15 protein-coding genes are annotated in these 13,878 nt (G+C 65.6%); 10 read left to right on the forward strand and 5 right to left on the reverse strand.

Translation table 11 applies throughout. From position 1 onward, the window contains the following. Positions 1–7 precede the first annotated feature (7 nt). Positions 8–1,282 (forward strand): MFS transporter, encoded by a 1,275-nt coding sequence (locus tag AC6I21_RS07025; RefSeq protein WP_138173818.1) that lies wholly within the window; start codon positions 8–10, stop codon positions 1,280–1,282. A gap of 86 nt (positions 1,283–1,368) precedes the next feature. On the opposite strand, the gene trhA is transcribed toward AC6I21_RS07025, so the two are convergent. After that, positions 1,369–2,064: a PAQR family membrane homeostasis protein TrhA gene (gene trhA, locus AC6I21_RS07030; protein ID WP_346922073.1), complete on the reverse strand. Its 696-nt coding sequence runs from the start codon at positions 2,062–2,064 to the stop codon at positions 1,369–1,371. A 272-nt stretch (positions 2,065–2,336) separates the two neighbouring features. On the opposite strand from trhA, the gene AC6I21_RS07035 reads away from it, so the two are divergent. Both AC6I21_RS07035 and AC6I21_RS07040 read left to right on the forward strand, forming a co-directional pair. Further along, positions 2,337–2,990, forward strand: a complete 654-nt coding sequence (locus AC6I21_RS07035; protein WP_346922074.1) for a hypothetical protein — start codon at positions 2,337–2,339, stop codon at positions 2,988–2,990. Next, positions 2,983–3,279, forward strand: coding sequence for a transcriptional regulator (locus AC6I21_RS07040; RefSeq protein ID WP_346922075.1), 297 nt, complete (start codon positions 2,983–2,985; stop codon positions 3,277–3,279). The genes AC6I21_RS07035 and AC6I21_RS07040 overlap by 8 nt, the downstream gene beginning before the upstream one ends. Positions 3,280–3,296: 17 nt before the next feature. Here AC6I21_RS07040 and AC6I21_RS07045 read toward each other — a convergent pair whose 3' ends face one another. After that, entirely contained in the window at positions 3,297–4,673 is a 1,377-nt protein-coding gene (locus AC6I21_RS07045) for an RBBP9/YdeN family alpha/beta hydrolase (RefSeq protein WP_346922076.1), read from the reverse strand. A 242-nt stretch (positions 4,674–4,915) separates the two neighbouring features. Then, positions 4,916–5,176 carry a GlsB/YeaQ/YmgE family stress response membrane protein gene (locus AC6I21_RS07050; RefSeq protein WP_346922077.1) on the reverse strand — a complete coding sequence of 87 codons (261 nt, stop codon included), beginning with the start codon at positions 5,174–5,176 and terminating at the stop codon, positions 4,916–4,918. 366 nt (positions 5,177–5,542) lie between these two features. On the opposite strand from AC6I21_RS07050, the gene AC6I21_RS07055 reads away from it, so the two are divergent. The 5 genes from AC6I21_RS07055 to AC6I21_RS07075 all read left to right on the forward strand — a co-directional run bounded on the left by AC6I21_RS07055 (position 5,543) and on the right by AC6I21_RS07075 (position 9,582). Then, positions 5,543–6,061, forward strand: coding sequence for a gluconokinase (locus tag AC6I21_RS07055; protein ID WP_346922078.1), 519 nt, complete (start codon positions 5,543–5,545; stop codon positions 6,059–6,061). A gap of 190 nt (positions 6,062–6,251) precedes the next feature. Further along, a complete protein-coding gene (locus AC6I21_RS07060; protein ID WP_396276687.1) occupies positions 6,252–7,151 on the forward strand; it encodes an IS982 family transposase in 900 nt (299 codons plus the stop codon). Continuing rightward, entirely contained in the window at positions 7,141–8,583 is a 1,443-nt protein-coding gene (locus AC6I21_RS07065) for a GntP family permease (protein WP_497763333.1), read from the forward strand. Before AC6I21_RS07060 ends, AC6I21_RS07065 begins: the two co-directional genes overlap by 11 nt. A gap of 146 nt (positions 8,584–8,729) precedes the next feature. Beyond that, the gene (locus AC6I21_RS07070; RefSeq protein WP_497763334.1) at positions 8,730–8,861 is read left to right on the forward strand and encodes a hypothetical protein; all 132 of its coding nucleotides are present in this window, start codon (positions 8,730–8,732) and stop codon (positions 8,859–8,861) included. 46 nt (positions 8,862–8,907) lie between these two features. Next, positions 8,908–9,582: a phosphatase PAP2 family protein gene (locus tag AC6I21_RS07075; protein ID WP_497763335.1), complete on the forward strand. Its 675-nt coding sequence runs from the start codon at positions 8,908–8,910 to the stop codon at positions 9,580–9,582. A 10-nt stretch (positions 9,583–9,592) separates the two neighbouring features. Here AC6I21_RS07075 and AC6I21_RS07080 read toward each other — a convergent pair whose 3' ends face one another. Continuing rightward, positions 9,593–10,324, reverse strand: coding sequence for a FadR/GntR family transcriptional regulator (locus tag AC6I21_RS07080; RefSeq protein ID WP_497763336.1), 732 nt, complete (start codon positions 10,322–10,324; stop codon positions 9,593–9,595). A 203-nt stretch (positions 10,325–10,527) separates the two neighbouring features. Here AC6I21_RS07080 and gnd point away from each other — a divergent pair, with 203 nt between their 5' ends. Then, a complete protein-coding gene (gene gnd, locus AC6I21_RS07085) occupies positions 10,528–11,967 on the forward strand; it encodes an NADP-dependent phosphogluconate dehydrogenase (RefSeq protein ID WP_346922082.1) in 1,440 nt (479 codons plus the stop codon). Between the two features lie 120 nt (positions 11,968–12,087). On the opposite strand, the gene AC6I21_RS07090 is transcribed toward gnd, so the two are convergent. Continuing rightward, positions 12,088–12,666: a TetR/AcrR family transcriptional regulator gene (locus AC6I21_RS07090; protein ID WP_138173838.1), complete on the reverse strand. Its 579-nt coding sequence runs from the start codon at positions 12,664–12,666 to the stop codon at positions 12,088–12,090. 168 nt (positions 12,667–12,834) lie between these two features. Here AC6I21_RS07090 and AC6I21_RS07095 point away from each other — a divergent pair, with 168 nt between their 5' ends. Then, positions 12,835–13,845 carry an NADP-dependent oxidoreductase gene (locus AC6I21_RS07095; RefSeq protein ID WP_497763337.1) on the forward strand — a complete coding sequence of 337 codons (1,011 nt, stop codon included), beginning with the start codon at positions 12,835–12,837 and terminating at the stop codon, positions 13,843–13,845. Positions 13,846–13,878: the final 33 nt, after the last annotated feature.

The following is a 13,878-nucleotide window of genomic DNA, read 5'->3' on the forward strand; positions in this document are numbered from 1 at the left end:
GACACCCATGAGCCCACCGCGTGAAGTGACCGCACACCAGCTGAAGGCCGCCCGCAAGGCGGTCATTTCCTCCTCCATCGGGGCGGCGCTGGAGTGGTTTGACATCATTGTCTACGCCACCTTCGCCACGGTCATCGCCAAGATCTTCTACCCCGAATCCAATCCGACGTTCGCACTGATCCTCACGTTCGCCACGTTCGCGATCTCCTACATCATCCGCCCGCTGGGCGGGATGGTGCTGGGCAGCTACGCGGACCGCAAGGGCCGCAAGGCCGCGCTGACACTGACCCTGATGCTGATGATGGTCGGCACGCTGATCATGGCCATCGCCCCCACCTACGAGATGGTCGGGGTGTGGGGTGCGCTGATCATCCTGCTTTCCCGGCTGATCCAGGGCTTCTCCGCCGGCGGCGAGTTCGGCACCGCCACCGCGTTCCTGATCGAGACCGCACCGCACAAGAAGGCGTTCTACGCCTCCTGGCAGGTGGCCAGCCAGGGCGCCTCAATGCTGCTGGCCAGCGCGTTCGGCTACGTGCTGACCACCCAGCTGTCCACCCAGGCCCTGGAAAGCTGGGGCTGGCGGGTGCCGTTCTTCGTTGGCCTGCTCATCGGCCCGGTCGGGTTGTACATCCGCGCCCGGCTGGAGGAGACCGAGGAATTCGTGGCCGCCGAGAAGGTCAAGGCGCCGCTGGCGACCCTGTTCGCCGGGCACTACGGGCGACTGTTGACCGGCTCGGCGATCATCGGGGTGGCCACCATCTCGGTGTACATGATCCTGTACATGCCCACCTTCGCGGTGACGAACCTGGGGATCCCGGCCGACGCCGCGTTCCTGGGCGGGGTGGCGGCCGGAACCATCACCCTGTTCGGGGTGCCGCTGGTCGGGCACCTGGCCGACCGGGTCGGCCCGGCCAGGGTGATGACCTATGCGGCGATCGCCGCCCTGGTGCTGGCCTGGCCGCTGTTCCGGCTGATGACCTCCACCCCGACCGTGCCGGTGATGGTGGTGGTGATCGCGCTGCTGGGCGTGATCATGTCCTTCTACTTCGGACCAATGCCGGCCCTGCTCTCCAACCTGTTCCCGGCCGCGATCCGCGGCTCGGGCCTGTCGGTCACCTACAACATCGGGGTGACGCTGCTGGGCGGCATCGCCCCGCTGGTGCTGACCTGGCTGCTGAGCGTGACCGGATCCCTGGACGCCCCGAGCCTGTACTACATGGCCATCGCGGTGATTTCGCTGATCGGGCTGGGCTTCGCCCGGCGCAAGTACGCGCAGCAGTAACCGCGCCCCGGCAAGCAGAACGCCCCCGAAAAACCATCAAGCGGTATTTCGGGGGCGTTCTTCGCGTGCGGAGAGTCTGCGGGTTCTTACAGTGCCACCAGCAGCACCGCGGTCCAGTGGCACAGGTAGGCCAGGATGGTGCAGGCGTGGAAGAGCTCGTGGAACCCGAAGACGGTGGGCAGCGGGTTGGGGCGCTTGAGCGCGTAGAACACCGCACCCACGGTGTAGAACAGGCCGCCGATGATGATCAGGATCATCACCGCGGGGCTGGCGGCAAAGAAGGCCGGCAGGTACATGACCGCGCCCCAGCCCAGCAGGATGTACAGGCTCACCGACAGCCAGCGCGGGGCGCCGGGCCACAGCGTGCGCACCAGCACGCCCAGCAGGGCACCGGCCCAGATGATGCTCAGCACGATGATCGCCTGCTTCAGCGGCAGGATCAGCCACGCCACCGGCGTGTAGGTGCCGGCGATCAGCAGGAAGATGTTCGCGTGGTCCGCCCGGCGCAGCCACGCGGTCTGCCGGGCACTCCAGTTCCCGCGGTGGTAGATCGCCGAGGTGCCAAAGAGCAGGATCGAGGTCAGGGCGAAGACCGCGGCGGTCCATTCCGCCGCCGTCCCATTGGCCAGCAACACCAGCAGCAGCCCCATGATGATGGACAGCGGCGTGGTCCAGGCGTGCAGGGTGCCCCGCCACCGGGTGCGTTCGGTGCCGAAGACCGGTCGTGGGATGCCAGAGGGCGTGGGAAGTGGGTGGTTGGCATGCGAGGACTGGGCGCTCATGATCACTCCTTGACGGGCCGGGGCGGAAGGCCGAAACCCTACGGTTGAGTATATTTCACCGGTCTGTGAGCGCACAGTGTGCGTCTTTGACGAACGCCGGGCGGCAAGCCGTGGGGCAGCGCCTGCCCACCCCTTCCGCCGGGAACGCTTCGGTGCTATCTTTAACTTTGTAATGCAAAGTGCTTGCCACTGGAAAGTCAGAAGTTTGTGAAAGGGACTCCGGCTTGGCAGCGCGCCGCGTATTTCGACACCCAGCAAGGGAATGGTTCACCATGGACGCCAACGAGAGCCACCTGGAACCCGCCGCCATCCTGCGCGGCATTGATGAACTAAGCGCCAGTACCCAACGGGCCATGGGCCCGAACACCAGCCTGCTCTACCTGTTGTGGGGAGCGGTGTGGCTGCTGGGGTTTCTGGCCTTCTACCTGGCCTTCATCCCGGGCGCCGAGCCGTTGTTGCCGCTGTGGCTGGCGGCCCTGGTCACCGGGATCCTGGTGGCCGGCGCCATCGTGTTCTCCGCGGTCCACTCCGCCCGCAGGGCCCAGGGCACCCGCGGACCGAGCATGATCCAGGGCGCCGTCTACGGCAACTGCTTCGCCCTGAGCTTTATCCTGGCTGGTCTGCTGGGATGGCGCCTGGCGGCCGCGGGGCTGGATGCGGCGGGGCTGGCCTCCTACGCCCTGGCCGCCGCCTGCCTGGTGATCGGTTCACTGGCCGCGGTCGGGGCGTTGATCTGGAACGACAGGGCGCAGCTGGTCACCGGTGGCTGGATTCTGCTGGTGGGTTTGCTCTCCCTGGCCCTGCCGTCCCCGCACCACCTGTTGGTCGGTGCCCTCGGCGGGCTGGGCATGATGCTGATCGGCGTGCTCCTGGCCGCCCGTCCGGCACTGGTGTCTGGTCCGGTGCTGCGGGTGGGCCATGTCTGAGCTGGACCCGGTGATCCACGCCCAGGCGCGACTGCGCACCATGACGGTGTTGAACACGCTGGGCGTGGGGGACACCATCGCCTTTCCCCGCCTGCAGGAACTGCTGCAGATGACCTCCGGCAACCTGGCCACCCACCTGCGCAAGCTGGAAGGCAGCGGTTATGTGAGCGTGGAGAAGGTCCTGGAGGGGCGAAGCCCGGTGACGTACATCGGGTTGAGCCAGGAGGGCCGCAGTGCGTTCGCCACCTACAAGCGGCAACTGCGCAAGCTCCTGGGATCCACCGGCTGATGCGTTCGGGGGAACGTTCAGTCCCTGAGGCCGGTGAGGGGGAGCAGGTCCTGGAGCAGGGCATAGAACTGGTCGTTGTTGAAGTAGGCGCCGTGGCTGCGGGGAAACGCCACCCCGTTATCCACCTGGTGGTCGCTGGCCTTCGCGCCGAACAGCCCGGCACTGCGGTAGGCCAGGAAGTCTCGATCGTCGTAGATGAAATGGGTGGGCGGGAAATCCGCGGGCAGCTGGTAGTCGGGGGCAAAACGCCCGGCAGGCAGCGCATCGAGCTCAAAAAGCAGCCCCGATGCCGAGCCCACCGCGATGAGTTGTTTCACCTGGGGCAGGGGTTCGCCCAGGAGCAGGTCCATTACTGCCACGGCGCCCAGACTGTGGGCAATGATGATGAGGTCCTGGTCCCCGATGTCCAAGATTTGCCGGCGGATGAATTGACGCAGGTCCTCGCCGCGCGCCAGGTATTTCAGTACGTCTCCCACGGCGGGAGCCGCCTCCTGGGTCAGCTGCACTCGACGCTTGGCCGCCCACCGGGTGGCGAAGCCCAGCACCAATTCCAGCAGGGCGCTGGTCACGGTGGACTCGCTGTGCTCGGCCAGTTCCCGGGCCAGCAGTACCGCTGCTGCCTGCCCCTCAATGGCCCGGCGGTGCTCCCCGTCCACCGCCGCATAGCTGCCCAGCTGCCCATCGCGGTGCCGCAGGGCCAGTGCGGTGAATGCTCGGGCCAGCCCCTGGGCGTGTTCGGCGGCCGAGAGCGCGGCCCGGCCAAAACGGCTGAAGGAGTCACTGGCCACCAGTTCGGTGGCTGCCGCCAGTGCCGTGGACTCCAAACCGGCATCGCGCAGCGATCGGCTTAGCTCGGTATCCGGTTCCAGCCCGGCACCCAGCAGCCGCGCCAAGTCACCTGGGTCCCGGGATTCGCCGCGGCGCGATCCCGTACCGGGTTCTGGTGAGGTGCCGGGTTGCGTGCCGTCCTGGTGGCGGTGGGAGAGCGCCTCCAGCTCCAGCAGGGGATCGGAGTCCAACAGCTCCCACAACTGGACATGCAATTGCCGCGGATCATGGACCACCCCGTCCTGGTCTGCCAGGGCTTGCGCCGTCGCCGACTTCCGCTGCGCCAACGCCTGAACCAGCAGTGAGCCAAACGCCGGTTCCATTCGCGTCGAGGCGTTCGTCAGGCTCTCGGAGGTGGCTGTTTCCAGGGATGGAGTATCGGGTTCGGCTCCGGGCACGGATATCCCGCCGGCCAGGAGGTTGGCGCCCACGGCATCGCCCCAACGGCAGGCATGCAGCGTGTACCCCGGACGCATCCGGTTCAAGTGGGCAGAGAGCTTGGCGAAGTAGTCATCGATTCCGGCGCAGCGCACGCCCATGCCGGGGATAAACAGAACGCTGGTCATCTCACCGCCCCTTCACCTGCGCGATGGTGGCGCAGGAGTGCGCCGTCTGCCCATTCTAGGAGCTGGGCCGAGGGTGGTGAAGGGTCGCGGTGTCCGAGCGTCGAGGGTCGGGAAGGGGCGGTCTCGTCTGCCGGGAAAGGCCGCGCTTAACGCGCGAGACCCGCCGCTTCCGAAAAGTATCCGGAAACGGCGGGCCAGCGGACCTAGGACCCTAACGGGCCGAGGCCAAGCAAGTGAGGCGGTTAGGCCCTCTTGCGGGTCAGTAGACCCCAGATGACCAAGACGACCAGGGCACCGCCAATGGCGAGTAGCCACGTGGACAACGACCAGAATTCGTTGATGCCCACTCCGAAAACGGCAGAGCCGATCCAGCCGCCGACGATGGCGCCTACGACGCCGAGCAGCAGCGTGACGAGCCAGCCGCCACCTTGTTCACCTGGCTTGATCGCCTTGGCGATGGCGCCGGCAATCAATCCCAATACGATCCATCCAAGAAATCCCATGGTTCACCCCACTGGTCTGAATGTTTGTAGTGGTCGGTTTTGATCCAGTTAGTGGTGAGACTACGTGCTCATTCTCCGAAGTCAAAGCACTTCTTGGGAAACGTTCAGCATCTTTTTGTGCCGCGCCGGATCCTTCAAATCTTGAACCTGTAGTTGAAGGTTAATAATCAGTTCTCCGGCCATTCAAACCCCTAGTGAAACTCGGGTTAGACCATAAAGTCCGTAGTTGCTGAAAACCAGCTGGTCTCCGTCACTGCCGGTGATGCTTGACACCCCTGCGGGCCGGGCCTAGTCTGAATAAATCAGATTTAAGACGTGAGTTTTTGACTTAAGTCTGACATTAGTGGAACACAACGGAGTGAAGAGATGACACAGCAGGTCATGCCCATGGTCATTATGGGCGTATCCGGATGCGGCAAGTCGACCATCGGCGAACTTCTGGCCCAGCGACTGGGCGTGGAATTCATCGACGGGGACGGCCTGCACCCCAAGTCCAACAAGGACAAAATGGGTGCCGGGATCCCGCTGACCGACACCGACCGCGCACCCTGGCTGGAAATCATCGGCCAGCGCCTGGCCGAACGCGACGCCAACGGCCAGCCGGTCATCATCGCCTGCTCGGCGTTGAAGCGCTCCTACCGGGACGCGATCCGCGCGCACGAGCCGGAAACCCGTTTCATTCACCTGGTCGGGGGCAAGGAACTGATCCGCGGGCGCATGGACGCGCGCGACCATGAATTCATGCCCTCCTCGCTGCTGACCAGCCAGCTGACCACGCTGGAAGTTCCCAACCCCGATGAACACGCCATCAGCGTGGACATCAACCAAACCCCCCAGCAAATCGTTGCCTACATCCTGGGCGAACTGGGCCTGGATAACCGCTAGCCGGCGCTGGCCCACCCTGCGGGGTCGACGAGTCGACCCCTTTTTACCAACCATTGATCAAGGACGACAATGAACACTGACCTAGATGAGTAAGTCCTAAATCCGTATAGGTACGAAAAGGCCTCCTGAACAGAAAGAATCTGTTCAGGAGGCCTTTTAATGCTTAGCGGAGAGTGTTAAGAGTTATGGTGTGAACAAAAACCTAAACACTCTCCTGACAACACTCTACGTGTTCATCACTGACCATGTCATCCCGAACCTGCCCACCGGACCACGGCGGGGACGACCCCAGCTACTCAGCGACGCGGAGCTGCTCTGCCTGGCCGTGGCCCAGCACCTGCTTCATGCAGACTCCTCAGAGACCCGGTGGATCCGGTACGCCCGCACCCACCTGAAGTCGATGTTCCCAAATATCCCGCAGCAATCCGGATACAACAAGCGCATCCGCGCCGCTGCCCCGCTGATCGCCCACACCCTGACAACGCTGGCTCAAGACGTTCCCACCTGGCATGATGTTCTGCGACTTTTGGACTCCACCCCGGTACCGTGTGGTCAGTCCCGCGAAACAGTCAAACGCTCAGACCTGGCCGGGCAGGCCGGGTACGGGTACTGCGCTTCGCACTCCAGGTACTTCTGGGGCTTACGGCTCTACCTACTCTGCACGCCCGAGGGAATGCCAGTGGTCTGGGGCCTGGCCAACCCGAAAATCGGCGAACGCGAAGCCATCGCAGCGATGTTGGAAGCCAGCAGTGACCTGGTCGCCGATGGGCAGGTAATCCTGGCGGACAAGGGCTTCGCCGGCAAGGAGTTTGAAACATTCATCACCGCAGATCTCAAAGCTCACCTGCTACGCCCGGACCGGAAGGACGAGACACCCCGATTCGGGGACTTCGGAGGGATTCGTCAGTGGGTTGAGTCCGTCTTTGACACCCTCAAAGGCCAACTCGGCCTGGAACGTCATGGGGCGCGTACTCTGGGCGGTGTCATGGCCCGTGTTGCGTCCAAGCTACTAGCCATGGCGGCCGGGATCTGGCACAACTGGAAAATAGACGCACCCCGCAAACGCTCATTGACCGCGTATGACCACTGAACACACGGGACAACCATTAGGAATTAATCATCTAGTCCTGAATTGGACGCTGAGTACCCCGGCGCTGCTGGGTCTGGCGGTGGCGGCCATCGCCCTGCTGCTGGTGCTGATCATCCGCTTCCGCGTCCACGCGTTCATCGCGCTGGTGCTCACCAGCCTGCTGACCGCCGTGGCCGCAGGCATCCCGGCCGGTGAAATCATCGGCACACTGACCTCCGGCTTCGGCGGCACCCTGGCCAGTGTGGCCCTGCTGGTGGGCCTGGGCGCGATGCTCGGGCGCATGCTGGAAACCAGTGGCGGCGCCCAGATCATGACCACCTGGCTGATCGACCGCTTCGGTGAGAAGCGCGCCCCGCTGGCGTTGTCGGTCGCCTCGCTGCTGTTCGGCTTCCCGATCTTCTTCGACGCCGGCCTGGTCGTCATGTTGCCGATCATCTTCACCGTCGCCCGCCGTCTGGGCGGCTCGCTGCTGTTCTACGCGGTGCCCGCGGCGACCGCGTTCTCGGTCATGCACATCTTCGTGCCCCCGCACCCGGGCCCGGTGGCCGCCTCCGGCCTGCTGAACGCGAACGTCGGGCTGGTGCTGCTGCTCGGCCTGCTCGTGGCGATCCCGACCTGGTTCTTCGCCGGTCACCTGTACGGCAAGTTCGTGGGCAAGCGCTTCAACGTGGCCGTGCCGGACATCCTGAACGCGGCGCTGGGTGCGCAGGACAAGGACGACTTCAAGTCCTCCCCGTCGGTGGGCACCGTCTTCAGCCTGCTGCTGCTGCCGCTGGTGCTGATCTTCCTGAACACCGGGCTGAACATGCTGGGCACCGCCGGCGTGGTGGACCCCGAGGCGATGTGGGTGCAGTGGCTGCGCCTGCTGGGTGAAACCCCGGTCGCGCTGATGATCTCGGTGCTGCTGGCCATGTACCTGCTGGGCTTCCGCAAGAAAAAGGACAAGACCCTGATCGAGACCGTCGTGGACTCGGCGTTGGGCCCGGTGTGCTCGATCATCCTGATCACCGGCGCCGGCGGCATGTTCGGCGGCGTGCTGCGCGCCAGCGGCATCGGCAACGCGATCGCCGACTCGCTGGAGCAGGTGGGCATGCCGCTGATCGTGGCCGGCTTCCTGATCGCCGCCGTGGTGCGCCTGGCCCAGGGTTCGGCCACCGTGGCCTTGACCACCGCCGCGGCCATCGTGCAGCCGGCCGTGCTGGACAGCGCGGACCTGAGCGCCTTCCAGGTCGCCACCATCGTGCTGGCGCTGGCCGCCGGCTCGGTGTTCGCCGGCCACGTGAACGACTCCGGCTTCTGGCTGGTCTCGCGCTTCTTCCAGATGGACGTGCCCACCACCTTGAAGGTGTGGACCGTGGGCCAGGCCCTGGTCGGTGGCGTAGGCTTCATCTTCGCGATGGTGCTCTACGGCGTGGCGACCATGCTCGCCTAGCAACACCACGCCCCGTTTCTGACGGCCGGTTCCAGCGCAACAGCGGTTGCACCGGGACCGGCCGCCGGCGTTAAGGCCCCGCGCCGGGTTTTCTACCGGATGCTGGCGCTGGGCATCCTGCTCGGGCACTGCCCGGAATGCTGGCCTTGGGATTGATGCTCGTGCCGCTGGTGTTCGCCGGGCTGCTTGGCGCCACCTGCGCCATGGGGCCAATCGTCGCGCCCACGATCGCCCGGATCCTGCAGCGGGAGTGGCGTGCCGTCTGCCCGCACTGCTGACCGGCGGGCCGCCCGGGGCAGGCCCGACTCCGTATACTCGTGATCCATGAGTTCGAAGCATCCCCACCTGTCACTGCCGGCCCTGAAGCCAACCCTGCTGATGCTGCTCCTGCTGGCGACGGCCGGCTTCGCCTCCTATGTCTTCAGGGAACCCATCTACCGTGGCGTCTCCGGGGCGGCCGCGCAGTTTCCGGCGCTGGGGCAGGTGGCCGCGGTGATCACCGAGCCGGGGCTGGTGGCCCTGGTGGTGCTCACCGGTTCGGTGGCGCTCTGGGGCTGGGCAAGGGATCGGGCGGCCTTCTGGCGCCTGGCCGGATCCGGGATTGGGGTCATCCTGGCCTATGCGGCCAGTGAGGGGATCAAGCTGCTGGTGGCCGAGGAGCGCCCCTGCCGGACCCTGGAAGTGGTCACGGTGCTGGCGTGCCCGGAGGCCGGTTCCTGGTCCTGGCCCTCAAACCATTCGGTGATCGCCGCGGCCTTCGCCACCGCCTGCGTGATGGCGGTGCCGCGCCTCTTGTGGATCGTGGCCCCGGCCGCGGGGCTGATTGCGCTCTCCCGGGTCGCGGTCGGCGCCCACTACCTGCATGACGTGCTGGCCGGACTGGCGCTCGGGGTGCTGGTGGTGCTGGTGTGCCTGGTGCTGCTGCGGCCACTGATCGAACGCGTCGCGCCACCGGCCGAACTGCGCGAAACCCAACCCGTCGCGGTGGCCGAGCGCTAGGGCAGTACAGCTAGCGGGGACCGGACGGGTCGATGAACAGCCGTTCCTGCCCGGCCCAGATCCCGCAGATCTCGCTGTGGGTGCGGCGCATGATGTTCTCCATGTTCTGGCGCGCGGCCAGCGCATCGTGGTTGGACACCGCGTCGGCGACCGCCTGGTGCCAGGCCAGGGCCTCCTCGTGCGGGCGTTCGGGCATCAGGCCCAGGTCGGTGCGCCCGCGCAGGGTCTCACCGATCGGGATGGCCAGGTTCGCGAACATTTCATTTCCGGAGGCGGCCAGCAGCACCGCGTGGAAGCGGATGTCCAGTTCCAAAAAGCGGCGCAGGTCCCCGATCCGGCCGTAGTGGTTCATCTGCGCCGAAAGCGTCATCAGCTCCTCGCGGAACTCGGCCGGGGAGTACTGGGCGGCCAGCTCGGCGGCCATCGGCTCCACGGAGATGCGCAGCTCGGTCAGCGAGCGCAGCTGCACGCCCTGCTGGTTGCTGGCCAGGCGCCAGCGGATCACCAGTGAATCAAACGGGTTCCACTTGCTCGGGCCCTGCACCCGGATGCCCACCCGCTTGGTGCTGGTCACCAAACCGCACTGGGCGAGCACGCGCACGGCCTCGCGGATCACCGAGCGTGAAACCTTCAGCTGCTGCTCCAGGTCGGCGGCAAGCAGGATCGTGTCCGCGGGGATGAAGCCGCTGACAATTCGTGAGCCGAGGTGCTCCACCACGTGGGCATGCAGACTGGTAGCCATTGCCTCATCATATCCAAGCGATGCCCCCAAAACGCCCACCTCAGGACACCCCAAGGCAAATAAATCAGATTTAAGTGGGCGTTGCCTCTGGGTATTGACCCGCCCGAGCGGTAGAATCAAAAACGTCACGAAGCCGTGCGGGCACGGAAGGTGCCCGGCGATGACGGCGCACCTTTCCGGTTACATATTGGAGAAATGATTTTATGCCTGCACAGATTGGCGTCACAGGTCTGGCCGTGATGGGCGCAAACCTCGCCCGGAACTTCGCCCGCAACGGATACACCGTTGCCCTGCACAACCGCTCGATCGGCAAGACCGATGCGCTGCTGGAGGCGCACGGTGACGAAGGCCAGTTCATCCGCACCGAAACCCTCGAAGAGCTGGTGGCCAATCTGGAAACCCCTCGCCGGGTGATGATCATGGTCAAGGCCGGCGCCCCGGTCGACTCGGTCATCGACCAGCTGGTGCCGCTGCTGGATGAGGATGACATCATCATCGACGGCGGCAACTCCCACTACACCGACACCCGCCGCCGCGAAGCCGCGCTGGCCGAAAAGGGCCTGCACTTCGTGGGCGTTGGCGTCTCCGGCGGTGAGGAAGGCGCCCTGCTGGGCCCCTCGATCATGCCCGGCGGCTCCAAGCAGTCCTACCAGGCCCTGGGCCCGATGCTGGAGAAGATCGCGGCCAAGGCCGATGACGGCACCCCGTGCTGCGCCTGGATCTCCACCGACGGTGCCGGGCACTTCGTGAAGATGGTGCACAACGGCATCGAATACGCCGACATGCAGGTCATCGGCGAAGCCTACGACCTGATGCGCCACGCCGCTGGCATCGAACCGGCCGAGCAGGCCAAGATCTTCGCCGACTGGAACCAGGGCGAGCTTTCCAGCTTCCTGATTGAAATCACTGCCGAGGTCCTCGGGCACACCGATGCCGCCACCGGCAAGCCGCTGGTGGATGTCATCCAGGACTCCGCCGGGCAGAAGGGCACCGGACGCTGGACCGTGCAGTCCGGCCTGGACATGGGCTCCCCGGTCTCGGCCATCGCCGAATCCGTCTTCGCCCGCTCGCTGTCCTCGCAGCGCGAAATCCGCGCCGTGGGCCAGGAAGTGCTCCAGGGGCACACCGCCGAGGTGAACCTGCCGGAGAACTTCGTCGAGGACGTGCGCCAGGCGCTGTTCGCCTCCAAGCTGGTCTCCTACGCCCAGGGCCTGGACATGCTCACCTCCGCCGCCGGCGAATACGGCTGGGAGCTGAAGCTGGACGAGATCGCCGGGCTGTGGCGTGAAGGCTGCATCATCCGCGCCGCCCTGCTCAAGGACATCATGGCCGCCTACAAGGGCGAAACCAGCCCGGCGAACCTGCTGTTCACCCCGGCCTTCACCGAGGCGATCGGCAAGGCCGTTCCGGCCTGGCGCCGCGTGGTGGCCGTGGCCGCCCAGCTGGGTATCCCGGCCCCGGTGTTCTCCTCCTCGCTGGCCTACTACGACGGCCTGCGCCGCGACCGCCTGCCGGCCGCGTTGACCCAGGGCCTGCGTGACTTCTTCGGTGCGCACACCTACCGCCGCACCGACAAGGAAGGCACCTTCCACACCCTGTGGAGCGGGGACCGCACCGAGATCTCCGCCGAGGACACCCACTAGGAAGCCTCTGCCGCACCCGTGCGGGAAACGGAATCGGCCGTGGCCTGGAAAGTCGAGCGATTTTCCAGGCCACGGCCTTTTTCATGTCCACGGGTGGGGGTGCCCCCGGGCGCCGGAGGGTCAGGAGTCGAGCAATTCCACCCCGTTGCGCAGCAGCTGCGCCGCTTCGCCCGGAACAATCCGGGCCAGGGCGAAGGCGGCCACCACCAGGCCGGTGAGCGTCTCGGCGAGCACCTCCTGGCGGTGCGCCGCGGCGGCGGGCAGGGCCGCCTGCACGCCGCGGGCCAGCGCCGCATGCAATTCACTGCGGTAGCTGGCAATGATTTCGGCGACCTGTTCATCGCTGGCGATCGGGGCGTTGGCCGAATTAATCAGCAGGCACCCATTCGCCGCGGTAACCGAGCCCGGGTTGGCGAAGGTCTCGGCTAGGTCCCCAAGGTAGGTCCTCAGCGCGCTTGGCTGCACGCTGGGTTCACGCAGCGGACGCAGGCGTGGGCGCACAATCTCCTCCAGATAGCTGTCCACGGCGGCGGCGAACAACCCGCGCTTGGAGCCAAAGGAGTTGTAGATGCTGGAGCGGCTGAGTCCGGTGGCCTGCTCAAGCTCGGGAATGGAGGCCGCCTCATAGCCGCGCGACCAGAACACGGCGCGGGCCTGCTGCGCCACCCGGGTCCGGTCAAAGGCTAGTGTTCTGGCCATCACGTTCCTCCAGTCTTTTCGTAACGACCATTCCAGTATATATTGGAATGACCGTTACAAATAGTGGTGGCGGGTGTGACGAGCAAGCTCACCTTGGCTCCGAGTCATCCGCCGGTTGATAAACCGCCACTCGACCTGCAATCTCCGCGACGAAAGGTTCACCATCCCATGACCGACTTCAAGACCACCGAAATCCGTCTTGCCTCCCGCCCCACCGGCTGGCCCAGTGAAGAGAACTTTGACTTCGCCACCGTCGAGAATCCGCCCCTGGGGGAGAACCAGGTGCGCGTGCGCAACGAGTTCATCTCCGTGGACCCCTATATGCGTGGGCGCATGAGCAATGCCCGCTCCTACGTGGCCCCCTACGAGGTGGGCGAGCGCATCACCGGCGGGGCCGTGGGCCGGGTCGTTGAATCCACCTCCGATGAACTGCCCGAGGGCAGCCTGGTCACCCACCAGCACGGCTGGTCCGACGGCATCCAGGCCGACGCGAAGACCTTCAAGAAGGTGCCCGAGATCGACGGGGTGCCGAACTCGGTGCGACTGCACATCCTGGGCATGACCGGGATGACCGCCTTCGTGGGCCTGAAGGAGATCGCCGGGCTGAAGGAAGGCGAGACCGTATTCATCTCCGGCGCCGCCGGCGCGGTGGGCACCGCCGCCGGACAAATCGCCAAGCTGATGGGCGCCAAGCGGGTCATCGGTTCGGCCGGCAGCCCCGAGAAGATCAAGCTGCTGACCGAAAAGTACGGCTACGACGCGGCCTTCAACTACAAGGACGGGGATGTCCGCGGCCAGCTGGCCGAGGCCGCCCCGGAAGGCATCGACGTGTTCTACGACAACGTCGGGGGCGAGCACCTGGAGGCGGCACTGGCCCAATTCAACGACGGGGGACGGGCCGCGCTGTGCGGCGCGATTTCCAGCTACAACTCCACCGAGGCGCCCGCGGGACCGAAGAACATGTCAAACATGGTCACCCGCGGACTGAAGATGCAGGGCTTCACCCTGGGCAACTACCTGTACGCCGCCGGTGACTTCAACGAACAGATGAGCCAGTGGTTCGCCGACGGGAAGATCGTCTACGACGAGACCATCGTGGACGACATCGAGAACACCGTGGATGCCTTCGTGAACATGATGAAGGGCGCGAACATCGGCAAGATGCTGGTGCGCATCTAGCCACCCCTCCCGCCAGCGTTCGGGCGCCGAGCA

Source organism: Glutamicibacter sp. St.4D3 (assembly GCF_059728615.1).